At 37.4% G+C, this 22335-nt stretch carries 24 protein-coding genes; 10 read left to right on the forward strand and 14 right to left on the reverse strand.

Translation table 11 applies throughout. The features are described 5' to 3' along the window. Positions 1-105 precede the first annotated feature (105 nt). Positions 106-669 (forward strand): YSC84-related protein, encoded by a 564-nt coding sequence (locus RB215_RS15445; RefSeq protein WP_011330176.1) that lies wholly within the window; start codon positions 106-108, stop codon positions 667-669. A 289-nt stretch (positions 670-958) separates the two neighbouring features. Beyond that, positions 959-1582, forward strand: coding sequence for a hypothetical protein (locus tag RB215_RS15450; RefSeq protein WP_197182639.1), 624 nt, complete (start codon positions 959-961; stop codon positions 1580-1582). A gap of 220 nt (positions 1583-1802) precedes the next feature. Here the strand turns inward: RB215_RS15450 and RB215_RS15455 are convergent, their stop codons facing one another. After that, the gene (locus RB215_RS15455) at positions 1803-2534 is read right to left on the reverse strand and encodes an MIP/aquaporin family protein (RefSeq protein ID WP_033103174.1); all 732 of its coding nucleotides are present in this window, start codon (positions 2532-2534) and stop codon (positions 1803-1805) included. A 271-nt stretch (positions 2535-2805) separates the two neighbouring features. Continuing rightward, a complete protein-coding gene (glpK, locus tag RB215_RS15460; RefSeq protein WP_192531716.1) occupies positions 2806-4290 on the reverse strand; it encodes a glycerol kinase GlpK in 1485 nt (494 codons plus the stop codon). A gap of 188 nt (positions 4291-4478) precedes the next feature. Between glpK and RB215_RS15465 the strand changes: the two genes are divergently transcribed. From RB215_RS15465 to RB215_RS15480, 4 genes are all read left to right on the forward strand, one after another. Continuing rightward, complete coding sequence (locus RB215_RS15465; protein WP_011330173.1) at positions 4479-5240, forward strand: DeoR/GlpR family transcriptional regulator; 762 nt, start codon at positions 4479-4481, stop codon at positions 5238-5240. 289 nt (positions 5241-5529) lie between these two features. Continuing rightward, on the forward strand, positions 5530-6498 hold the full coding sequence (locus RB215_RS15470) for a class 1 fructose-bisphosphatase (protein ID WP_197182640.1): 969 nt from the start codon (positions 5530-5532) through the stop codon (positions 6496-6498). 111 nt (positions 6499-6609) lie between these two features. Continuing rightward, a complete protein-coding gene (locus RB215_RS15475; RefSeq protein ID WP_011330171.1) occupies positions 6610-7506 on the forward strand; it encodes a fructose bisphosphate aldolase in 897 nt (298 codons plus the stop codon). Between the two features lie 122 nt (positions 7507-7628). Then, the gene (locus RB215_RS15480; protein WP_309217378.1) at positions 7629-9245 is read left to right on the forward strand and encodes an FAD-dependent oxidoreductase; all 1617 of its coding nucleotides are present in this window, start codon (positions 7629-7631) and stop codon (positions 9243-9245) included. 141 nt (positions 9246-9386) lie between these two features. Here RB215_RS15480 and RB215_RS15485 read toward each other — a convergent pair whose 3' ends face one another. From RB215_RS15485 to RB215_RS15500, 4 genes are all read right to left on the reverse strand, one after another. Further along, positions 9387-10430: a patatin-like phospholipase family protein gene (locus RB215_RS15485; RefSeq protein WP_309217379.1), complete on the reverse strand. Its 1044-nt coding sequence runs from the start codon at positions 10428-10430 to the stop codon at positions 9387-9389. Positions 10431-10613: 183 nt separating this feature from the next. Further along, entirely contained in the window at positions 10614-12020 is a 1407-nt protein-coding gene (locus tag RB215_RS15490; protein WP_011330168.1) for a sodium:alanine symporter family protein, read from the reverse strand. Positions 12021-12132: 112 nt separating this feature from the next. Then, the gene (ctlX, locus tag RB215_RS15495) at positions 12133-13044 is read right to left on the reverse strand and encodes a citrulline utilization hydrolase CtlX (RefSeq protein WP_309217463.1); all 912 of its coding nucleotides are present in this window, start codon (positions 13042-13044) and stop codon (positions 12133-12135) included. Beyond that, positions 13041-14111, reverse strand: a complete 1071-nt coding sequence (locus RB215_RS15500; RefSeq protein WP_011330166.1) for an ornithine cyclodeaminase — start codon at positions 14109-14111, stop codon at positions 13041-13043. The genes ctlX and RB215_RS15500 overlap by 4 nt, the downstream gene beginning before the upstream one ends. 168 nt (positions 14112-14279) lie before the next feature. On the opposite strand from RB215_RS15500, the gene RB215_RS15505 reads away from it, so the two are divergent. Next, complete coding sequence (locus RB215_RS15505) at positions 14280-14711, forward strand: Lrp/AsnC family transcriptional regulator (protein ID WP_011330165.1); 432 nt, start codon at positions 14280-14282, stop codon at positions 14709-14711. A 93-nt stretch (positions 14712-14804) separates the two neighbouring features. Here RB215_RS15505 and RB215_RS15510 read toward each other — a convergent pair whose 3' ends face one another. The 3 genes from RB215_RS15510 to RB215_RS15520 all read right to left on the reverse strand — a co-directional run bounded on the left by RB215_RS15510 (position 14805) and on the right by RB215_RS15520 (position 17956). Then, positions 14805-15824 (reverse strand): patatin family protein, encoded by a 1020-nt coding sequence (locus RB215_RS15510; RefSeq protein ID WP_309217381.1) that lies wholly within the window; start codon positions 15822-15824, stop codon positions 14805-14807. 270 nt (positions 15825-16094) lie between these two features. After that, positions 16095-17084 carry an LLM class flavin-dependent oxidoreductase gene (locus tag RB215_RS15515; protein ID WP_309217464.1) on the reverse strand — a complete coding sequence of 330 codons (990 nt, stop codon included), beginning with the start codon at positions 17082-17084 and terminating at the stop codon, positions 16095-16097. A 128-nt stretch (positions 17085-17212) separates the two neighbouring features. Next, a complete protein-coding gene (locus tag RB215_RS15520) occupies positions 17213-17956 on the reverse strand; it encodes a siderophore-interacting protein (protein WP_309217382.1) in 744 nt (247 codons plus the stop codon). A gap of 120 nt (positions 17957-18076) precedes the next feature. Here RB215_RS15520 and RB215_RS15525 point away from each other — a divergent pair, with 120 nt between their 5' ends. From RB215_RS15525 to RB215_RS15535, 3 genes are all read left to right on the forward strand, one after another. Next, entirely contained in the window at positions 18077-18496 is a 420-nt protein-coding gene (locus tag RB215_RS15525; protein ID WP_086999137.1) for a MarR family winged helix-turn-helix transcriptional regulator, read from the forward strand. 82 nt (positions 18497-18578) lie between these two features. Beyond that, positions 18579-18992 (forward strand): translesion error-prone DNA polymerase V autoproteolytic subunit, encoded by a 414-nt coding sequence (gene umuD, locus RB215_RS15530; protein ID WP_011330160.1) that lies wholly within the window; start codon positions 18579-18581, stop codon positions 18990-18992. Then, positions 18980-20239 carry a Y-family DNA polymerase gene (locus tag RB215_RS15535; RefSeq protein WP_309217383.1) on the forward strand — a complete coding sequence of 420 codons (1260 nt, stop codon included), beginning with the start codon at positions 18980-18982 and terminating at the stop codon, positions 20237-20239. The genes umuD and RB215_RS15535 overlap by 13 nt, the downstream gene beginning before the upstream one ends. Before the next feature lie 18 nt (positions 20240-20257). On the opposite strand, the gene RB215_RS15540 is transcribed toward RB215_RS15535, so the two are convergent. The 5 genes from RB215_RS15540 to RB215_RS15560 form a co-directional block, all read right to left on the reverse strand. Continuing rightward, positions 20258-20719 carry a hypothetical protein gene (locus RB215_RS15540; protein ID WP_011330158.1) on the reverse strand — a complete coding sequence of 154 codons (462 nt, stop codon included), beginning with the start codon at positions 20717-20719 and terminating at the stop codon, positions 20258-20260. 191 nt (positions 20720-20910) lie between these two features. Next, on the reverse strand, positions 20911-21429 hold the full coding sequence (locus RB215_RS15545) for a DUF4240 domain-containing protein (protein ID WP_011330157.1): 519 nt from the start codon (positions 21427-21429) through the stop codon (positions 20911-20913). After that, positions 21429-21620 carry a YwbE family protein gene (locus RB215_RS15550; protein ID WP_011330156.1) on the reverse strand — a complete coding sequence of 64 codons (192 nt, stop codon included), beginning with the start codon at positions 21618-21620 and terminating at the stop codon, positions 21429-21431. The genes RB215_RS15545 and RB215_RS15550 overlap by 1 nt, the downstream gene beginning before the upstream one ends. A gap of 69 nt (positions 21621-21689) precedes the next feature. After that, positions 21690-21971: a hypothetical protein gene (locus RB215_RS15555; RefSeq protein ID WP_011330155.1), complete on the reverse strand. Its 282-nt coding sequence runs from the start codon at positions 21969-21971 to the stop codon at positions 21690-21692. A gap of 96 nt (positions 21972-22067) precedes the next feature. Continuing rightward, complete coding sequence (locus RB215_RS15560; RefSeq protein WP_197107475.1) at positions 22068-22280, reverse strand: hypothetical protein; 213 nt, start codon at positions 22278-22280, stop codon at positions 22068-22070. Positions 22281-22335: the final 55 nt, after the last annotated feature.

Genomic DNA, 22335 nt, shown 5'->3' on the forward strand with positions numbered 1-22335 from the left:
TAGATTAACCATAAAGTCCGATACTGTCTAGTATTGGACATAAATAGATTCTATTATTTTGTAATTATATACTTGCTAGTTATAAATGTTATTTAAGGAAAATTCATGAAAAGATTTATTTTGCTAAGTATGGTCGTATTTACACTCGCGCTCACGGGTTGTGCAACAACAGGCAGCGCCTCACCAAGCGAAAAACGTGCATTAGTACATAGCATGGAATCAAATACATTAAGTAAACTTTACGCGATAAAACCAGATGTTAAAAAGCAAATTGCTAACTCTGCAGGTTATGCTGTTTTTGATAATGCCAACGTCAATGTTGTTTTAGCTAGTTTTGGTGGTGGTTATGGTGTTATTAAAAATAACCTAACGGGTAAATCTACATACATGAATATGGGCGAAGCCGGTTTAGGCCTAGGTTTAGGTGTTAAAGACTTTAACGTTGTTATGGTTTTTCATAACCAAGCGGCACTAAACAGATTTATTGAACACGGTTGGGCATTTGGCGGAAACGCAGATGCAGCAGCTAAATATAAAGAAAAAGGCGGTGCATTAGTTGCCGAAGCAATAGCAGACCAAGTTACTGTGTATTCTTTGACCGAAAGCGGCCTTGCACTACAAGCAGTATTAAAAGGTACTAAGTTTTGGGTCGACTCCGAGCTTAATTAACCCCTAAATTACTCTCCTAAAAGCGAGCTGATTTGAATAATCACCCTCGCTTTCTTTTAAATAAGGCAATTTAACATAACATAACTTATAGGTTATCTATTATGCTGTAAATGAGAGGTTACTAGCTGATTAGCAATGGCTGTTAATTTCATAAACTTTAGAGAAATTAACCAATATTTCCCTCGTTAGCCATATAGTTCTCTCTTTATTTAGACATTAATTAAGAGTAGTCTAGCTATCTGAAAATTAATGTCTTTTAAAGTTCTTTTGATCAATCTGTAGGTAACAAATGGAAGTGAATTTAAGTAATAAGCCAAGTAATGTGATGTCAGATAACTTCTTACGTCAACGACGTAATTTGTTTATTATAAATTTATTAGTACTTTTTATGATGTTAGCAGAAGTGCAAGCAAATAAGATTACGCTGGGGGGAGTTAGCTTTGAAAAGTTTGGTAACCCAAAAGCAATATTTCTTTTCTTATGGGTTTCATGGGGCTATTTTTTCTATAGATTTATTCTTTATTTCCTCGAAGATGAATGGTCTAAGTGTAAACATAAATTTTCTGACTCCTTCCACTATTTCCTTAATAATAAATATAGAAAATTATTATTCATTAGTGGTAAAGATCTTAGATTTAATGATTTTTCATATTCTCAACTTAAGCATAATCGTTTCAGATGTTTGATTCCAATGCCTTATAATCCAATTTCTGAATCTCAAAAGAACGATGAAATTCAGTTTTATGAAAAACAGTTCATGTTTACTAAACTAAAGTTTTTTCTGAATTTTTTGTTCTTAACTACAATTTTTACTAATTACTTTCTTCCATTTTTGATTAGTCTTTTTACTTTTGTAGTTGCGTTAAAATCAGATTGGGAAGGTTCGATTATTAAACTAACCACTTTTTTTTGAATAGAATTAATAATAGTAAAATTCTGTCCAATCAAATCTCCCAACTGACAGGCTGTCAACCATGACAGCATTGTAACTAATTAATAAAAAAGGGCTTTTCGCCCTTTTCTTTAATGTTACGTACCGTAATTTATGGGCTGTAATAACTATACAATAAATAAGTATAAGATCCAGATGCCCTGTATTATACAGAGCGTCTGGATCTTAATTATAACTTTTATTAACTAAGAATAGTGTAAAGTAACGCAGCTAAAGTACCACCTATAGTCGGACCTAACACTGGAATCCATGAATAACTCCAATTACTATCTATCTTACCTTTGATCGGTAACAAAGCATGTACAATTCTAGGCCCTAAATCTCTAGCTGGATTTATTGCATATCCTGTTGTACCACCCAATGAAAGCCCAATTCCCCACACAACAAAAGCAACTGGAATTGCACCTATAGAGCCCAAACCAATTTTAGTCCCAGTACCATTGTCGATTTCAGCCGCCGAAAAATAAAATACACAAATCAATAAAACAAAAGTACCTACAATTTCACTAATTATATTTCTAAATGTATTTGGTATTGCTGGTGCTGTACAAAAGACTGCTCGTTTTAATTCTGCATCATCTGTAGCATCAAAGTGATCTTTATATATTACATAAACTAAAAAAGCTCCAATCATTGCACCAATAAATTGTGCAGCAATGTAAGCAGGGACTTCAGTCCAAGAAAATTTTTCAGCTACTGCTAAGCTAAGTGTTACAGCTGGGTTTAGATGTGCTCCACTATAAGGGCCAGCGACAACCACACCAATAAATACAGCAAGACCCCAAGCTGTAGTAACAGCCATCCACCCTCCTCCTTCACCTATTGTTTTTTTTAAAATATTATTAGCAACTACACCGCCTCCAATTAAAATTAAGAGGGCCGTTCCTAATATTTCTGCTATAAATGGTGTCATTTTATATTCCTTGCTAAAAGCTAAAATTAAATCTACCTTAATGAACATGTCTTTTTATAAGCGAATACTATCTACACTATGAAACTATTTTTGTTTAAATGTTGTAATTCAAAGTGCTTGATATCCTTAAAAGCATCTATAATGGTCACTAATAAAACTATCCTATTGAGCTTAGAGTTTATGATTGCGAGTTTGAATAACTTTACTTACATCCATAAACTCTAATCAAACAAGTTTGGTATGAATTTATATTTAAAGGTAAATTAGTAACTTATCCTTCACTTTGTACTTTTTTAACTGATTTACACCAGCCATCATAAAGCTCATCACGTTTTGTTTTGGTCATGCCAGGTTCGAATCGTCTTTCACAATTCCAATTAGTTGCCAATGACTCAAGTGATGAGAATACACCAGCCCTGAGTCCTGCAAGATAAGCTACACCTAAAGCAGTCGTTTCACTAATAGTTGAACGGTCAACCTCTGCACCTAAAACGTCTGACAAAAACTGCATAAGCCATCCATTTATGACCATACCACCATCAACTCTAAGTACCTGAGGCCTTACGCCGTCTGATTCCATAGCCTTTTGAAGATCTTTAGTTTGAAAACAAACAGACTGTAATCCTGCTGTTACTATCTCTTTAATACCCGTATCTCTAGTTAATCCAAATATAGCCCCACGAGCATTTGGATCCCAATATGGTGCACCCAAACCAGTAAATGCAGGAACCATATATATTCCATGATCTAGGGAGGTATTGATAGCGAGTAATTCTGTTTCATCTGCTTTTTCAATTAACTGTAAGCCATCTCTAAGCCATTGAATTGCTGCGCCAGCTATAAAAATACTGCCCTCTAATGCATAGGTTGGTTTGCCATTCAAACGATAGGCGACAGTACTAAGAAGTCTATTTTTAGATTGAAGAACTTGATCACCTGTATTAACCATCATAAAGCACCCTGTTCCATAGGTACTTTTAGCCATACCTGCTTGAAAGCATGTTTGGCCAAACAGTGCTGACTGTTGATCACCTGCCATACCTAAAATAGGCACTTCGTAACCTAAATATTTTTCACTCGCCATACCAAAGTCATCTGATGAATCCATTACTTCTGGTAGCATATTTAATGGAACATCAAGTAATTCAAGTAGTTCGGTATCCCATTCTTGCGTATGAATATTAAATAGCATAGTTCTCGATGCATTAGTTGCATCTGTGCGATGTTCTTTTCCGCCTGTCAACTTCCATAACAAATAAGTATCGACCGTACCAAAAATTAAATCACCATTTTCTGCTTTTTCACGAGCGCCTGGACAACTTTCTAAAATCCAATTTATTTTAGTCGCAGAAAAATACGGATCGATTAATAACCCCGTTTTTTGCATAATTAGTTCTTCTTTTCCTGCAAGCCTTAAACTATCGCATAGTTCTGTTGTACGCCTATCTTGCCAGACTATCGCATTATAAATGGGTTCACCGGTTACTTTATCCCAAACGATTGTAGTTTCGCGTTGATTAGTAATACCAATAGCAATAACTTTATCATGCTCAGGATCTAGGTTCTTCATAACAGCATTAATAGTATGAAGAACAGACTCCCATATGTCCTCAGGCTTATGCTCAACATAACCATCTTTTGGAAAATGTTGTTCAAATTCTTGTTGTTCTATATATGCAACTTTGCCATTTAAATCGAATAAAACACTGCGAGAGCTAGTCGTACCTTGATCAATTGAAAGGATATAATTATTCATTATTTTTTACACTTTAACATTCGGTTATTTTCGTTTTTGTACTATTACATGAATTAAATGTAACATACAACAAATATCAAACTTTTATATACAATTATTTAATGAAATAATTTCTATAAAATTCTCATTTACTTCTTTTTCACTTATAATAGTTTTACTAATTAAAATTAAAATTATGCTAAATAAAAATGACCCAAGATCAGAGACACGAATCTATATTAAAACTATTAAAAGAAAGAGATTCCATTTCTATTGAAGAATTAGTTGAGCACTATAAAGTCACTCCACAGACGATAAGACGCGACCTTACCCATCTTGCAAAGTTAAACAAATTAAGGCGTCATCATGGAGGCGCTAGTGTAGTCTCAAGCATTCAAAATATGGCGTATCAAACTAGAAAAATCATGGATTTAGAAGCTAAACAAAAAATAGCGCAACATTTAGTTAGTATGATACCAAATGGTTCTTCTTTATTTATAAATATAGGAACAACGACTGAGACTATAGCTAAAGCACTTCTATCGCATGAAAACCTTAAAGTTGTAACTAACAATTTAAATGTTGCTGCTATATTAGGCGTTAAAAAGGATTTTTCAGTTCTTATAGCAGGAGGAGAAGTTAGACATAGAGATGGTGGTATTATTGGTGAAACAACTGAAGATTTTATCAATCAGTTTCGTATGGACTTCGGCATTATCGGCATAAGTGGGATAGAAGAAAATGGTTCTCTACTTGATTTCGATTATCGTGAAGTTCGTGTTGCTCAAGCAATCATCAAAAATTCACGTAAAGTTTTACTCGCCGCTGATAATTCAAAATTTGGTAGGTGCGCTATGGTTCGTTTAGGTAACATTAGTCAAGCAGATGACTTTATTACTGATGCTAAACCACCTAAGAGTATTCTAACCTTACTTTCCGAACATGACGTTAAGCTTCATATAGCACGATAGTAGTCAATCAAAACCATCTAATACATACAGAACAATTCAAATAATTTCAAGTAGATACCATGAATTTCGTTGTTAATGTAGTTAATAATTAAATAATAAATTGGTTAAATTAATATATAACTTTGTAATTCCCTCCTCTATTTCACTCCTGTATACCAGAATTTATTTTCTTTTATGTACTTTAATGTTTGCAAATGTTCGCAAATAAGTGATACTTTTAAAAATGAACATAAAAGCAAATTAAAACCATGTATTACTCTTTAGTATTAATGTTATCGATAAGGCACCAATGAAAAACCTATATACACAATTAGAGCAGGATAACGTTCCAAAAACACTCACACTGCTGCTCCAAAGCATAGTTGGTGCATGCACAGAAATAGCTACTCGTATTAATCATGGTGCATTATCTGATGTGCTTGGCTCATTGCCTGATCACAATGTACAAGGAGAGGTACAAAAGAAGTTAGATGTTATCGCTAATAATATTTTGATTGAATCTCTAAAAAAGAATAAGCAGGTTAGAGCTGTCGCATCTGAAGAAGTAGAAGACATTATATTATGTAATAGTTTTGGCAAATACCTTATTTGTTTCGACCCATTAGATGGTTCATCTAATACTGATGTAAATGGTTCATTAGGTACTATTTTTTCTATAACTTCAGCTTCTCCTGCCCAAACAGAAGTTAGTGAAGAAGACTTTTTTTCTACAGGAAGATCAATTATCGCTGCAGGCTATGTTCTATATGGCCCATCGCTTATGCTTGCCTTATCAACAGGTTCAGGAACACATATTTATACATTAGATCCCTCAAATAATAACTTTATGCTCACACATCCTAATTTAAACATTCCAGAAGATACGAATGAATTTTCATTTAATTTATCAAACCAATTTAAGTGGCCTGAAAATGTACAAAAATATATTGTTGATTTACAGCTTGGTACCGATGGTATCCGAAAGAAAAACTTTAATATGAGATGGTTGGGAGCCATGGTAGGTGATATGCATAGAATTCTATGTAAGGGAGGTATATTTGGGTACCCTGAAGAAAAAAACTTTAAATACGGTAAATTAAGATTACTTTATGAAGCAAACCCAATTGCATTTTTAGTAGAGCAAGCAAATGGTTTAGCAAGTAATGGGACTACTTCTATTTTAGACACTGTGCCTTCAAGTATACATCAACGGATCCCTGTATTTATTGGTTCTAAGAATGAAGTTCTACTTATAGAAAAGTATGCTTTAGGAAAATAAAAAACATACATTATTACTTTAAGAGTGACATCTGTATTTATATAGAAATTGTATCTAACTTTACTTTTGTTAAGAAACATATCTGCTTTCAATTATTTAAAGGTTAAAATCATGTCAATAAGACTTAACATGCTAGAAAAAATAAAAAATAGTCAAGGCTTTATAGCTGCACTAGATCAAAGTGGTGGGAGTTCACCAAAAGCTTTAGAGCAGTATGGTATCTCATCTAGTGAGATTTCATCTGATGAGGAGATGTTTAAATATATACATTCTATGCGAGCACGAATAATTTCAAGTAGTCCATTTAATTCACAAAAAATATTGGGCGCAATTCTATTTAAAGATACTTTAAATCGTTACATTGAAAATATTCCAACAGCTGAATATTTGTGGAAACATAAAGAAATTGTACCATTTTTAAAAATAGATGAAGGTTTAATGCCTGAATCTGACGGTGTACAGTTAATGAAACCCATTAAAAACCTTGGTTCAATACTAACGGTTGATACTAATTTTGTTTTTGGCACAAAAATGCGGTCTGTTATAAAACAAGCTAGTCGTATTGGTATCCAAAATGTTGTTAAACAGCAATTTGAAATTGCAAAAGAGGTAATAAATTCAGGGCTAATGCCTATTATTGAGCCTGAAGTTGATATTTATTGCGAAGAAAAGCAATCTGCAGAACTCATGTTGCATGATGTAATTATTGAAGAGCTGAATAACCTTGAAAATGGACAGCAAGTAATATTAAAACTCACGTTACCTGAAGTGCCTAATTTATATAAAGATCTTGCAACACACCCAAAAGTTTTAAAATTAGTTGCTCTATCTGGTGGTTACTCTATTACACAAGCCAATGAAAAGCTAAAAAGAAATACTGGTATTATTGCTAGTTTTTCAAGAGCATTATTGATTGGCCTACATCATGACATGTCTGATAAAAAGTTTGATGAAAAATTAAATAATTCTATAGAAGCCATTTATGAAGCTTCAATATATAAATTATAAGTAATCCAACTTCCATAAGCATAAAAACTTTATACGTAATCTTTTATAGCTCTAGCTTGTACGAAAATAACCTAACCAAGTAGATATAAAAGGCTAGTAATTAATAATAGGTAATCCAAAAAATGAGCCAACTGAGAAAGAATAATATAAAAAAACTTCCTCAAGATATATTCGATGTATTGATAATTGGAGGGGGTATTAATGGTGCAGTATCAGCTGCAGCATTAGCTGCAAAAGGCGCCAAAGTTGCATTAATCGATAAAGGAGATTTCGCTGGTTTCACTAGTTCAAACTCATCTAACTTGGCCTGGGGCGGCATAAAGTATTTAGAAAGCCATGAATATAACTTGGTAAATAAACTATGTAAAAGTAGAAACCATTTAATGCGCAGCTACCCATCGACAGTTAAAGAAATTCGTTTTTTTACCAGTATTCAAAAAGGCTTTAGATTCCCAGCTTTCTTTGTCTATTTAGGAACAATCGTCTATTGGTTTATGGGCCGATTTTTTACGCAATCGCCTCGCTACCTTAATGCAATAAAAATTAAATCATTAGAGCCAGTCGTCAACACTACAAATGTAGAAGCCGGTTTTGAGTATTCAGACAGCTTTTTATTAGACAACGATGCCCGGTTTGTTTTTAACTTTATTCGCTCTAGTATGAGCCATGGCTGTATCGGTGCTAACTATGTAAGTGCACAAGGCTCAAACCGTACAGGTGATATTTGGACAACAAATGCAATGGACGAAATAACGAAAGAACAATTTTCGATACGTTCTAAAGTAATTATAAACGCCGCAGGCCCTTTTGTTGATCCTATTAATATTACTAACAGTCAAACTACAGCACATCACCATTTATTTTCAAAAGGTATTCACCTTATTGTTGATAAAATTACTAGCAGTAATAAAGTACTTACATTTTTTGCTGACGATGGCAGACTATTCTTCGTGATCCCTATGGGACCTAAAACTTGTATTGGTACAACTGATACACAAGTTGAGAGCCCACATTCGCATGTTACTGATGAAGATAGAAAGTTTGTGTTAGATAATGCGAACAAGTTACTAGAACTGGATAAACAGCTCACAAAAGACGATATAATAGCTGAACGATGTGGTGTAAGGCCATTAGCAATTAAAAAAGATGGTAATGGTAAGGCTGACTGGGTGCAATTATCGCGCAAACACGCAATCGACACTAACTATGAGAAAAAATACCTTTCTATATTTGGTGGGAAATTAACTGATTGTATCAATGTCGGTGATGAAGTTGCTGAGTTAATCAAAAAGCTTGGTATTAACCTTCCTTACGAGGATTACAAATGGTACGGCGAGCCTGACGATACTGTCAAAAATGAATTTATGCATCGTGCTAAGCTAATGAATTTAGACGGCTTAACTCCCAAAACATCTACTGAAGTACTCAGCAAACGCTTTTGGAGACGTTACGGAAGAAATGCAATTAACATGTTAGAAAAAATTCGAGAAGTTCCTGAAAAAGCTGAGCTTCTAATTAAAAATTCAGAGTATTTACGTGTTGAAATTGAACATGCTGCCGAACGAGAAATGGTAACTAAACTAAGTGATTTTTTACGTCGCCGCTCTAAAATATCACTGGTTGTACGTAAAGAAGATATCCTCTCTGATCCGGGGCTACAAGAGGTATGTCATATTCTATTTGGTGAAGAAAATGCGCAAGCCAGGCTTCAAGAATATATAGAGGAAATATCCCAATAACCCATCGATTCCGTGATTTTATTTAAATACACAGCAATCAAAACCAACCATAGGGCTAATTTACATCACTATATAATCGCGATGTAAACTAGCCCTTTTATATAACAATAAATGCTTCATTGCATCAGCAAAACTGGCAATTTATTCAATTGGTATTATTTTAAAATTATTATATAACTTCTCATCAAACGCCTCTGCTAATCTTTCTGTTTCACTAAATACTGTATTCCAATATTTAATGCGTGTGTCGGCATCTAGATCGGTAAAATCATTTCTATCTGGAATTTTTCCGTAAGGTAAGCCTGCTATAAATTCTTTTGATGGCGTGATCATCACCACGTTATCGTAATTAAGTGGTGAGACTTTACGTTTTAAATTTTTATCAAACCACCCTGCTTTTGGGTCGCTATTAAAGTGCGGATATAAAATGAGTCCTGGGTTGTTAATTTTTAAATCAAAGTGGTAGTCAATAATTCCGCCATCGCGATACATGCCAAGCGGTGAACCGGAAATATTTTTAATCCCTTGCATAACTAACGGTATTGAACCCGATGCAAGTAATGCCTCTTTTAAATTATTTTGGTTAAGCGCTATTTTTTGTGTTTTAAAATTATAGCTGTCGGTAATTGATAAGTCGCTTGTTGCGGGGCCAAATATAAAACGCTCATATTGCGATCCTAAATATTTTCGGTTTACTCGATTAAGCATATAACTTTTTGATAAACCCATAAGCTGTAATAATTTATTTTCACTGGCTATAAATCCATTCGATTTTGCCACTATAAAATGTGCTTTAAATACGGGGTTATTTATAATTTCAGCCACGCCGTTATTGCTAAAAACATCTTCAAGCAGTGCGCGGGCTTTTAATGTAATTTCCGCAGGTGTTGGTTTATTACTAGAGTATCTGGTTTGCGAATACGATGTGGCTAAACGTTCAATGGCTGCCACCGGATCATTTTGCGCAAAACACGCTGAGCGAAATGCACCGGCCGAGGAGCCAATTAAATTAAGTGGTTGGCTATGGTTTTTAAAAAACTCACCAAATATATATTTGTCTAAACCAAACAAGGTAAACCATTTTGGCCCGCCGCTGGCACCTAAAAATGAGCTGAATAATTCGGGTTTAAGCCCCTGTTCGTTTATTATTTTTGCAGCAGTTTTACCTGCGTAAATGTTGATCATCTAAAAATTTAGCCTATAAAATCTGTGGTTAATTGCGCTGCTTATTTCTATTTAATGGCATATACTTGTTAATTACTTTGTATATAACCAGGCTAAAAATAGAATAGTTATGCAAAAATAAAAACGATTTTATGCTGCCATAAAACCGTTTATTAATGCTAAAAGTGACTTAATAAACGTTAACTAGTCCCAAATGCCGGTTTCGCATTTACCCTGTACTTTTACATCATTTACTTTAAATTCGGGCTCTAAGCCTTTTTCGCGTTGCGTATGATAATCGCGAGTAACTGCTAATATTGTTGGGGTTAGCAATATAATAGCGATAACGTTAACCACTGTCATTAAACCTAAAGCAATATCGGCTAAATCCCATACTTGCTTTAATGTGGCCGACGCGCCCCACAACATCATTGATAAATAAAGCAAAGTATAAATACCACGACCCATTTTGTTATCGAGTTTAAATAAGTGCAAGTTACTTTCTGCGTAAGCATAGTTGGCTACTACAGACGTAAAGGCAAACAAGGTAATAGCGGCTGCTACAAAGTACACACCCCCTTGCGCTAAATGAGCGGTCATGGCGCTTTGCGTTAAACGTATACCTTCCATTTCGCCGCTTATGTCTATATCGGCAAGTAAAATAATAACCGCAGTACAACTACACAATACTATGGTGTCGAAAAACACCCCTAACATTTGAATGTAGCCCTGTGTTACCGGATGATTAGGCAGTGGGCTTGCACTGGCTGAAGCATGTGGCACACTGCCCGCGCCCGCTTCGTTTGAATAAAGGCCACGTTGAATACCATTTTTTATTGCTGCGCCCATCGCGCCTGCACCTGCTTCTTGCAGCCCAAATGCTGATAAAAATATATCTTTAAGCATAGCAGGCACTTGGGTGAAGTTTATTAAGGTAATAATAACTGCAACAAGCACAAACACTATGCCCATTACCGGTACTACGCGCTCAGCAAAGCGAGCGATTGCTTTAAAACCACCCACAATAATAGAGCCGGCTAACACAGTGATCACTAATCCAGAGTAAAAGGTTGGAATTTCGAAGGCAAAATTAAGTGCATCGGTAATGGTGTTGGTTTGCATGGCGCTAAAGGTAAAGCCGTAACCTAAAAATAAGCACAGTGCAAAAGTAATAGCGAAGGCTCGATTGCCTAATCCTTGTTGAATATAATACGCAGGGCCGCCTCTAAACTCGCCTTGGCTGTCGCGCACTTTATATACTTGACCTAATACACTTTCGGCAAAGCCTGTGGCCATGCCTAATATGGCAATAACCCACATCCAAAAAATGGCACCACTACCACCTAATGATATAGCAACGGCAACACCTGCTAAGTTACCCGTGCCTACCCGCGCACATAAACCAGTACACAGCGCTTGAAATGATGATATGTCGCCTTTTTTACATTTGCTGCTGCCTTTTAGTAAACTAAACATATGTTTAAATTTAAGTATTTGAATGGCTTTTAAACGCACCGAAAACCAAATACCAGCAAACAATAAAATGTAAATGAGGACTTGGCCCTCTCCCCATAAAATACCATTTACACTTTTTACTACGGTATCGAACATTGCTAATTCCTTGTTATATTTCTTATTTAAATAGGCACTGCAAGCGACACAAATATACGTTATAAAATAATAAAGGCAGTAACACTGCCTTATACTATTAAATTTTATACATTTACTTTGTTGGTAAATGAATGCCAGCGATCATACACCTTACTGAGCCACCAGCAGATTCAATGGTAGGAATAGGTAAAGGCACCAATTTGGCACTTTTTTCTATTACCTTAATTTGCGCTGCAGTAAGTGCTTTAAAAGCCGTTGCTGATAACGCTAAAATCCGTCCGCTTTTACCCTGTAACTCAATGGCATTGCCGCAAAAGTTATTAATTTGATCGCCCGATAACTCAATGACTTGATGATAGCTTTGCAATAAATGGCTTACTAGCTGCCTGCGCTGTTCGTTTGGCACCATGTCTAAGCCAATCATGGCAAACTCTGTAGCAACACACATTAATACATTGGTATGGTAAACCGCTGTGCCTTGCATATCGTAGGCATTAAAAACCACCGGGATTAGCTTTAATTGCTCGCATACTGTGTTAACAACTGACTGTGTCGTTCGCTTTGATTCAACCGCATAAGCAAACTTATATTGATGATCAATAACCAGTGAACCAGTGCCTTCTAAGAATGAATTTTCTTTCGCTAAAAATGAATAATCAGTCACTGAAGACACTTTATATTGATCCGTTAAAAAATCAATAATATCTTTGCGATATTCTGCTCTTCTGCTTTTTGCGTACATTGGATAGGTTAGTATTTCGCCATTTTGGTGAGTAGTAAACCAATTATTAGGAAATACCGAGTCGGGCGTATCTTTATGCTGGTCTTCAAAAAGGTGAACGAGGATCCCTTCTTGCTTTAACACTTCTACTGCATTGGTTACTTCGTTATACGCATGTAAGCTTTGATCTGTTGTTAAACAGCTGCGTTGAAATGTGTTATCACGCATGGTTTGCGGGTTAGAAGTAAAATGATGTGGGCGAACCATCACAATACTATTTGGTGCTTGGTTTACCATACTTATGCCACACTCTCTTGCTGCGTATGCTCAGCGGTTAACACTGAAAACAAATTACGCGGATCGGCTTGCTGGGTAATTAAATCAAGTAAGCTGTACTGCCCCGTTGCAATGAGCTGATCGCGAATAAATGCCAATGCCGTAAAATCTTCGCTAGCAAAGCCCACACCATCAAAAATAGTAAGTTGTTGCTGACTCTCACGCCCGCAAGCTTGCCCATTAATAACTTGATGAAACTCGGTTACAGCAAAATCTGCCCTCATTTGTTGAATTTCACCTTCAATACGTGTTTGTGGCTCGTACTCTACAAATACAGCGGCGCGCTCAAGCAGCTTTGCATCTAATTCTGTTTTACCTGGGCAGTCGCCACCAATAGCATTTATATGCACGCCTTGTGGGATCATCTCGCTGGTTAAAATTGTGGCGTTGGTTTTATCTGCAGTGCACGTTGTTATTATGTGCGCACCTTTTACCGCCTCTTCAGCACTGTTACAAATAGTGACGTTTAAGCCATAGGCAGTGAGGTTATTAAATGCTTTTTGCGACGCACTCGGGTCTATATCGTATAAACGAATATCAGTAATACCTAATACACTTTTAAATGCCAACGCCTGAAATTCAGACTGCGCACCGTTACCAATTAGCGTTAGTGTGGTTGCATTTTTAGGAGCTAAGTATTTTGCGACTAATGCTGAAGTGGCTGCAGTTCTGAGTGCGGTAAGTAGGCACATTTCGCTGATCATAATCGGATAGCCGCTATCTACATCGGCTAAAATTCCAAATGCAGCAACGGTTTGCAGTTCTCTAAAGGTATTTTTAGGGTGCCCGTTTACATACTTACAGCTAAATAGTTCGCCGTCGCTCACTGGCATAAGCTCTATTACGCCCTCTGGTGAATGCGCTGCATAACGTGGGGATTTATCAAATTGCTGCCAGCGAGTAAAGTCTGTTTCTAGTCGCTTTGTTAGCTGTTGTAAAACATTTTCTATGCCGAGTTTATTTATAAGCTGTGCCATTGTTTGTACGCTAACAAAAGGAACGCCTTGTTTTGGCTGTGCTATAAAATGCGTCATTAAAACCTCTATAAGTAAGTGTGTGCAATTATTTATAGACAGTTTATCGCTCTGGTGCGTCAGTTAAAATGGCAATTAATTATACAAATAGCATTGTTTTTTGTCATTTTGCTAGGCGGCAATGGTTAAATTTAGTATTTTGATTAAAACTTACCTAAGGCTTAACCTATGACTCCCTATATTTATGACGCCCTCGACAAAGCATTAATAGCTGAACTTAGAAAAGACGGCCGCGCTTCTATTTCAACCTTAGCCACTACATTAAACGTGTCGCGGGGCACAGTACAAAATAGGTTAGACAGATTACTTTCATCAGGGGCAATTTTAGGTTTTACCGTGCGTGTACATCAGCACATTGAAACCGAAGCAGTCAGAGCAATTATGATGGTAGAAGTGGTAGGTAAGTCGACCTCGCAAGTTATAAAAACGATGCGCGGTATTCCTGAGCTAACTAAATTGCACACCACTAACGGTGCATGGGATTTAGTAGCCGAAATTCAAGCTGCTAACTTAAGTGAATTTGATGGGGTGCTTAGGCAAGTAAGGGAAATAGACGGTATTTTAAATAGCGAAACCAGTATTTTGCTTTCGTCTACTTAAAATAAAATGCTGGCGTGCATTACATACGCCAGCAAAGAGGTTATTTATTACCTCAATTCAATTGAGTAAATAACCCCCTTAATTTAGTTATATTTAGTTATAACAGTACTGCAATGCTTGATTATGGCTATGATCCCAAATTTGCGGGTTTTGCTCTGCTAAATAAGCACGCCCTGCCTGTAAACCAAGTTTGTGATCAAAACGTAAATCGTTATCTGAACTGCCAAGTAATTTGCTATGCAGTTTTTCGGTTGCAAAAATTTGTATAATTTCAACATCCTCTGGTGGGTTTGCAATAAACTCCAACTCTTCTTGATATGCTTGTTCGTGCTGTAGTAAATAATCTATGGTTTTAGGACAATAGCCTGACGCGCACACAAATGCTCTTAGTTTATTTACCCATGCCGATTGTACTTGAAAGTTAATATCGACCGTGCGGATCACCACTATTTTACGTGCGCCTCGGTTATAGGCTTCACGTACAGGTAAAGGTGCTGCAAGGCCGCCATCTAAGTAAAAGTCGGCTACTGCTGGCTCTACTTGCTCTAAGGCAAGCTCGGCTTCGTTAGCTGCTAAAGTATTCATCCAAGGTGTTAGTTTTACACCTTGCTTATACAAAAATGGTAACGCACTTGATGCTTTTAATAGCTCACGCCATTGCTTGCTCTCGCCTGTAGGCGCTAAAAAGTACGGTTTGCGGTCTCGTGAGTTGGTTGCTGTAATAAGCAATTCACGATCCCCTAAGTTATTTTTGGCTGTTTTAAAATCTAAACTACGATTTACCTCTGTGGTTTTATCAAAGTACCAGTCTAAATCCAATATGTGCTTACCAATTAAACCGCGGCTTAATTGAAAAAAATTTTTATTACGCGACAACCCTCTTATCAAGCGTTTTGCATAGCCTTTTTGCCTGGCTAAAAAACTAGTTAAGTTTTGCGAACCCGCAGATGTACCAATAAATAAATCAAATGGGTCGTAGTCTTGCTCTAACCATGCATCGAGTACACCGGCTGTAAATATACCTCGCTGTCCGCCACCTTCAGCAATCAGCGCAATTTTTGGCAGCGCTGCTTTATTAACTGAATTAGGGATTACATTATTTAGCGAGTTCACGGTGCACCTTCCTGTAAAAAGTAGAGTTATAGAGTTATAACGTTTTGTGGTTTTAATTATAGCGGGTAAGTTATCACTATAAAATTTGATTAAATCTATTAGTTTAATCGCTTAAAGCGAATACGGTAGGGTAATTTATTTGCTGTTATTTGGGAGTAGCTTAAATGAGCAGCCAAAATACAGATTGATGTTGCCTATAAGCAAAACTAGTTTAGATTTCGCGTATAATATAGCAGGCGTAAGGTGTACGCCTGCTTAACTAAATGAAACTTAACGTTTTAATTCCATTAAAATTTCGATAGCTCTATGGCGTTTTTCGCTGTCGTATAAATCGTTGGTAAATATAAATTCATCAACGCCCAGCTCTTTTACTATCATTTCTAACTTGTGTCTTATACTTACATGCCCGCCTATTACACTTAAACTTAAAAAGTTTTCCACTTGTGCACGCTCTTGCTCGCTCCATAGGCCGTCCATAGAGTCAACAGGTGGTTGCAGCCATAATTCACTGCCACGCATTAGCGCAAGTACCCGCTGTTGCGAAGTGGTCGATAGGTATTGTGCTTCTTCGTCGGTATCGGCTGCTATCAGCGGTAACGCCAGCATTATGTATGGCTTATCAAGTACCTTTGAAGGTTTAAATTCACGCTTATACAGCTCTATTGCATCGTACAAAAAGCGCGGAGCAAAGTGCCCTGCAAATACATACGGTAACCCTTTTTGCGCTGCAAGTTGCGCGCTAAATAAGCTTGAGCCTAATAACCAAATAGGTATATTGGTATCCTCACCGGGTATAGCCCGTATTGGGTGAGTGCCATTATAAGGCCCTAATAAGGTTTGCAGTTCGGTTACTTCTTGAGGGAAGCGCTCTGCTCGGCTCATGTCTGAATTTAAAGCTCTACTCGTAATAGGATCGCTTCCTGGTGCACGGCCAAGCCCTAAATCAATACGCCCTGGGTATAAGCTCTCTAATGTACCAAATTGTTCGGCTACAACTAATGGCGAGTGATTCGGCAGCATAATCCCCCCCGAACCTACACGTATACGATCTGTTTTACTGGCAATATGGCCCACTAAAATAGAGGTAGCTGCACATATAATGCCTAGCATATTATGGTGCTCTGCTAACCAAAAGCGATTAAAACCTAGTTCGTCGGCTCTTTGAGCGTACTTAGTACTTTTATGTAGTGTTTCGGATACCGTTGCCCCTTTGGGCATCGGGGCAAGCTCTAATAACGAAAAGGGAATATTAGATAACAAAATAGCAGCTCCTATAAATGGCATGCTTATGGTGTGCTATAACCACAAGCATAAAAACTAGAGATGGGTGTGCGTTACCTGTAATTCAAGATACTAAAGGTGCTAAACACTAAATAACCTGAGCATATTTAAGCGGGTTGTGCCGCTTGCTGACGTTGCTGTTTATAGCTCTCTGAATTTAGTCCCTTTTTCCAATAACCCGATGCCACAATATGCGTACGTGGCATGGCGTATAGCTCATTAAGTTTAGTTTTAACTTTGCGCACTAAACCTGCCTCAAGCGCCATAAAAACAATTGGGGGTTGTACGCCTATTTTTAAATTGTTTAATGCAGTTAGCATGCTTTCATCTGGGCTATTGGTAACTAGCCAATTTACAGGGCGCGGCGTATCTAAACTAATAATGTCTTGAGCGCTAGGAGCATGAATAAACATATCAATTTTCGCGCTATGCGGTAACTGCTGAGCATAGCCTTTCACTGCATTAACTGAGGTTAAGTCGCCAAGGAGTACGTAGTGCGAATGGCTATAATTATCGAGTTTTTTAGGGCCCGGGCCAGCTATGGCTAGGGTGTCTCCTACTTTTGCTGTTTGCGCCCAGTTTGTAGCAGGACCTTGATGCATATTAATTACAAAGTCGAGCGTGAGCGCCCCCGTTTGCTCATTAACATGGTTAATAGTATAGGAGCGCATAAGCGCCGTTTTTATGTTTAAATCAAGTTCACCATTATGGGGCAGTAACACTTTTACATAGTGGCCTATGTAACTTGGCGTAAGATCTTTAAATTCATCAGAACCCACCACAATGCGCTGTAAGTGCGGTGTAATTTGCTTCGTACTTAGCACCTGCGCTTTGCGTATTTGTCTACTCATGTATTACCTCGTTTTACAAAAAGTTTAAATTGCATGCAGCAACATTTGCACAACGCCCCATTGGTTGATAAAATCAACTATAGCAATTTAATTGATATTGTCAACCATTTGGTAATTACTATGAAATCATCTCTACCTAATACACTCTTTATGCTAATGCAAAGCTACCGCGTAACAACGCGTGATGCGATTAATGCGAACGACCTTGGTTTAAACGCTATGCATGTGCGTTGCTTGCATATTATTGCAGCAACGCCGCAGTGTACTGCTAACGATATTGTTACCCAAACTCAACGCGACAAAGCACAAATTGCCCGCTTAATTAAAGAGCTTTTAGCATTAAATTTAATCAACAAATGTGCCAGTGAGCACGATAAACGCTGTTTTATTGTCTCTTTTACTGCCTCTGGCACTGCGCTTTTTAACAAATTACTAAGTGCCGAGCGCCAGGTTAACGAGCAAATGTGTAAAAATTTAAACTCGACGCAAATCAACGACTTCTTAAATACCGCACAAACAATGATCAAAAACATGCAGTGATCTTTCATTCATTACTTGGCAAAAGTAAAACAAAACGCATATACTGTATACTTGTACAGTATATGCGTTTTGGTTTATCTTTATGTTTGTTATTCCCATTTATATAGAAGCGGGTGTGTGCGGGTTTGAATCGCCTGCTGCACCATATAGCGAGCTTGGTGTGTCGCTTGATGAGCTATTAATAAAGCACCCCGACGCCACTTTTATTGGCGTTGCCTCTGGCAGCTCAATGCAAGACGTGGGTATTTTTGAAGGTGACTTGCTAATAGTAGACCGCGCTGAACAGGCTAAAAATGGCGACGTTATAGTTGCTAATTTAAATGGCTTATTTGTGTGTAAGCTACTTGATAAAACCAATGCTCGGCTGCTCTCGGCATCCCCTTTGTATAAACCAGTACAACTAACCTCCTGCGATGAGTTTCAGCTTGAGGGCGTAGTGACACGCTCAATTCGTCTGCATCGCCAAAGCCCTGAGTTACTGCTATGTATGCCCTAGTAGACGCGGTGGCCTTTTATGCCAGTGCCGAAAAAGTATTCGACCCAGCGATTCGCTCAAAACCTGTGGTGGTGCTTACCAATAACGACGGTTGCATATGCGCGGTTTGCCCCATTGCTCGTCGTTTAAATATTCCTAAATTTGCGCCTTACTTTAAAGTTAAGCAGTTACTTGCGCAAAATAATGTAGTAATTCGTTCTAGTAATTACGAGCTATACGCAGATTTAAGCGACAAAATGATGAACGTTATTGGCCGTTTTTGCGACGTTCAACACGTATACAGTATCGACGAATCATTTTTACACTTTAACGGTTACACCCCTGTTATTAATGACTGGTTTGCATACGGGCACACTATTAGGCGCACCGTATGGCGCGAAACTAAGCTCCCCGTTGGTGTTGGCTTTGGCTCTACGGCTACTTTAGCAAAAGCGGCAAACCATGCCGCTAAAAAATTATCCGGATTTAATGGCGTTGCTGTTATTAACTGCGAAGCAAGCCGTAAAGCTATTTTACAAAGAATGAGTTGCCAAGATATATGGGGTATTGGTAAGCGTTTAGCCAAAAAATTAAAAGTAATGAACATACACACTGCATGGCAATTAGCGCAGCAAAACCCTAACAGTATGCGCCGTGCATTTAGTGTGGTGGTAGAGCGCACTGTAAATGAGCTTAATGGCATACCTTGCTTAAATTGGGACGACGTACGCCAAGATAAGCGCGAGATATTTTCGACCCGAAGCTTTGGTGAGCGTATATACGAGCCAACGGCACTTAAAACCGCGTTAATTAATCACGTTACTGTGGTTGCTAGTAAATTAAGAAAGCAAAAATCGCTTACCAAACAACTTTATATTTTTGCGGCGAGCTCGTCTCACGAAAACGTTTTTTATAAAAAGTCGTATATGTATACATTTGCCAGCCCCACTAACGACACCTGCGTAATGGCTAATGCTGTATCTCAAGTGTTTGAGCAAATATACCAGCCGGGTATTCGCTATTATAAATGTGGTGTAGGTGCTTTAGAGCTTATTGCGCAGCAATTTCAACAAGACGATTTATTTAATGAACGCACCGACAATCCACCACTAATGAATTGTCTTGATGCAATAAATAAACGCTATGGTAAAGGAATGCTAAGTTTAGCAAGCAGTAAATTAAATGAAGGTTGGCATATGAACAGGAATTTTTTATCCCCGCAGTACACCACGCGCTGGCGTGATATACCCAAAATATATTGTGAGTAAGTACAGCTTACCTATGCGTTATTGACTGTCGGGTACTTTTTTAAAAGTGCATGCAACGCTTGGCTGGCTTAAAGTATATTTAAGTGTGTCGTTAGCTAAAAAGTAAATGCTTTGGCTAATTATTTTTTCGTTAGCTGGATTTTCGCAGCGACTCATTCTTAAGCCGTTTTCAATGCCGTCGCTTTTGTATTTTAATGAGCTAGTAACAAAACAAAAATCGGGCTTTTTAACCGTTTGTGTTCCGTTATGTAAAGAGTCAAAAATAATTTGCTCACCTAAAGTAAAACCGGCATCTTCATTATCTGGATTTACTAAACTCAATTGGCTATTAACGCATAACGCTGAATTAGCCGACACCACCTCATAGGCACCCAGTTTTGTTTTTAAAAGCGGAATAAAACGGCTTTTATTACTTGGGGTTGCAACTGCATGAGCGCTGGTAAAAGCAATAGCTAATAAAGCAAGTGTTAAGTATTTCATTAAGTGGTTGTATCCTCGAATTAGTGGGTTAAATAATAGCGAAATGCTTGGTTGCTTAATTTTTATAACTTTTATAACTATAACAGAGATTTACTTTAAAAGGAGAGAAGTCGTGTTGCTTTAAAAAGGCGCTACACACCCTAAGCGTTTTTATACGTAGTAAAAAATAAAACGATTAGGGTGTTAAAATATTACTGCCAGTACTTAGCAAATAACAGCGGATAGCTTTGCTTTAAAAACTTAGCTTTGTCTTTAAAGCGTTTGCCTCTTGGCTCGTCACTTCCTGAGGGAATAAATGGCAGTTCGTCATCGTTACGCTCCTCGTAAAGTAAACCAGCAATTAAGTCGTATTCATCAATGTACGGATAAGGCTGCTCGTTAACATGATACACAGGCGTACAGGCGGCAATTGAATCGGGGTTGAGTAAAGCACTTTCGAACACGTCTGCGCCGCGCGATATTAACCAGCATCTAAACTCACTAAAACCATATTCGTCGTTACAACCGGCCATTACAAATGCTGCGCCAAATAAATCCCAGGTGTAGCATTTACGCATACAAATACCAAAGAATTTATCAAACTCAATTAACTGCTGATCGGTTAAATCGTGCAGTTTAAGCTTTAAGTTATCACTCACATTTTGCGGATCGAGCCCTAAATCGGGGGCGGTTACTAAATCCCAAAAAGCCTGTTCTGTTAAAGTGCTCATTATAAGATCTCTTTCACTCGGCCTACTTGGCCATCGTCTAAACGTACTTTAATACCATGAGGATGGTTTGGTGACTTTGTTAATAAACGCTCAACCACACCTTGCGTTAATGTGCCACTGCGTTGATCTTCTTTTAATACGATATTTACTTTTGTACCAGGGGAGATTTGCGAACGAGTAGGAACAGCCATAATTTATACTCTAAAAAATAATTTGGCCAATTATAGCCTTCAAGCATACACAAACCAACCTAACAAAGGTTAATCGACTAAAAACGAAATGTTCGCTGCTTTAATAGCCAAACCAATTGTTGCAAGCTGTTGTGTGATCTCATTTTTAAGCGCGTCAAAATGTAACTCGCTTTTTTGATACGCTAGGTCATCGTTAAAATAGCATTGGACTTTTAAGGTGTTAGCTTCGTTATTTAAATCAACGGTATGTGTTAAATAAGCAAAGCCAAAATCGGTTTGTTTTATATTTTCACAGGCAATTGTCAGTACTTGGCGTATTTGTTTATCACGCTGTTTTTGAGTTTTTGTCATAATTTTTTAGCCATAGCCTCTTAATTTATTAGTATTTGAAATTAAATAGTAATAACGCTTAATAGCCGTTATTTAATAAGAGTGATTGAATAAGCGTTACTGAGTGTTTTCGGCTCGTTGTTTTTTAAACTCTTCAAAATTAGCCTCTTGTAATTTAAGGCATTCGTAATATTCTTTATCTGCTTTGTAGTTACACTCATCAAGACGAGCAGATTGTATTTCATGAAAGCGTGCATCAGAGCTGCAGCCAGCGAGCAAACTCAAACCGGTTACAAACAGTAAACTCGCATTTAGTTTATTGATAATCATTAAAATTCCTTACACTTTAGAAGGTAAAAACTGTATATTAAGCGCCTCAAAAAAC

The sequence above is a fragment of the Pseudoalteromonas sp. HL-AS2 genome (assembly GCF_031198805.1).
Classification (GTDB): Bacteria; Pseudomonadota; Gammaproteobacteria; order Enterobacterales; family Alteromonadaceae; genus Pseudoalteromonas; species Pseudoalteromonas nigrifaciens.

Coding starts and splice junctions, on each gene's coding strand:
- RB215_RS15445 (WP_011330176.1), top strand. CDS start 106: ATGAAAAGATTTATTTTGCTAAGTATGGTCGTATTTACACTCGCGCTC.
- RB215_RS15450 (WP_197182639.1), top strand. CDS start 959: ATGGAAGTGAATTTAAGTAATAAGCCAAGTAATGTGATGTCAGATAAC.
- RB215_RS15455 (WP_033103174.1), bottom strand. CDS start 2,534: ATGACACCATTTATAGCAGAAATATTAGGAACGGCCCTCTTAATTTTA.
- glpK (WP_192531716.1), bottom strand. CDS start 4,290: ATGAATAATTATATCCTTTCAATTGATCAAGGTACGACTAGCTCTCGC.
- RB215_RS15465 (WP_011330173.1), top strand. CDS start 4,479: ATGACCCAAGATCAGAGACACGAATCTATATTAAAACTATTAAAAGAA.
- RB215_RS15470 (WP_197182640.1), top strand. CDS start 5,530: ATGAAAAACCTATATACACAATTAGAGCAGGATAACGTTCCAAAAACA.
- RB215_RS15475 (WP_011330171.1), top strand. CDS start 6,610: ATGTCAATAAGACTTAACATGCTAGAAAAAATAAAAAATAGTCAAGGC.
- RB215_RS15480 (WP_309217378.1), top strand. CDS start 7,629: ATGAGCCAACTGAGAAAGAATAATATAAAAAAACTTCCTCAAGATATA.
- RB215_RS15485 (WP_309217379.1), bottom strand. CDS start 10,430: ATGATCAACATTTACGCAGGTAAAACTGCTGCAAAAATAATAAACGAA.
- RB215_RS15490 (WP_011330168.1), bottom strand. CDS start 12,020: ATGTTCGATACCGTAGTAAAAAGTGTAAATGGTATTTTATGGGGAGAG.
- RB215_RS15500 (WP_011330166.1), bottom strand. CDS start 14,111: ATGACGCATTTTATAGCACAGCCAAAACAAGGCGTTCCTTTTGTTAGC.
- RB215_RS15505 (WP_011330165.1), top strand. CDS start 14,280: ATGACTCCCTATATTTATGACGCCCTCGACAAAGCATTAATAGCTGAA.
- RB215_RS15520 (WP_309217382.1), bottom strand. CDS start 17,956: ATGAGTAGACAAATACGCAAAGCGCAGGTGCTAAGTACGAAGCAAATT.
- RB215_RS15525 (WP_086999137.1), top strand. CDS start 18,077: ATGAAATCATCTCTACCTAATACACTCTTTATGCTAATGCAAAGCTAC.
- umuD (WP_011330160.1), top strand. CDS start 18,579: ATGTTTGTTATTCCCATTTATATAGAAGCGGGTGTGTGCGGGTTTGAA.
- RB215_RS15535 (WP_309217383.1), top strand. CDS start 18,980: ATGTATGCCCTAGTAGACGCGGTGGCCTTTTATGCCAGTGCCGAAAAA.
- RB215_RS15540 (WP_011330158.1), bottom strand. CDS start 20,719: ATGAAATACTTAACACTTGCTTTATTAGCTATTGCTTTTACCAGCGCT.
- RB215_RS15545 (WP_011330157.1), bottom strand. CDS start 21,429: ATGAGCACTTTAACAGAACAGGCTTTTTGGGATTTAGTAACCGCCCCC.
- RB215_RS15550 (WP_011330156.1), bottom strand. CDS start 21,620: ATGGCTGTTCCTACTCGTTCGCAAATCTCCCCTGGTACAAAAGTAAAT.
- RB215_RS15555 (WP_011330155.1), bottom strand. CDS start 21,971: ATGACAAAAACTCAAAAACAGCGTGATAAACAAATACGCCAAGTACTG.
- RB215_RS15560 (WP_197107475.1), bottom strand. CDS start 22,280: ATGATTATCAATAAACTAAATGCGAGTTTACTGTTTGTAACCGGTTTG.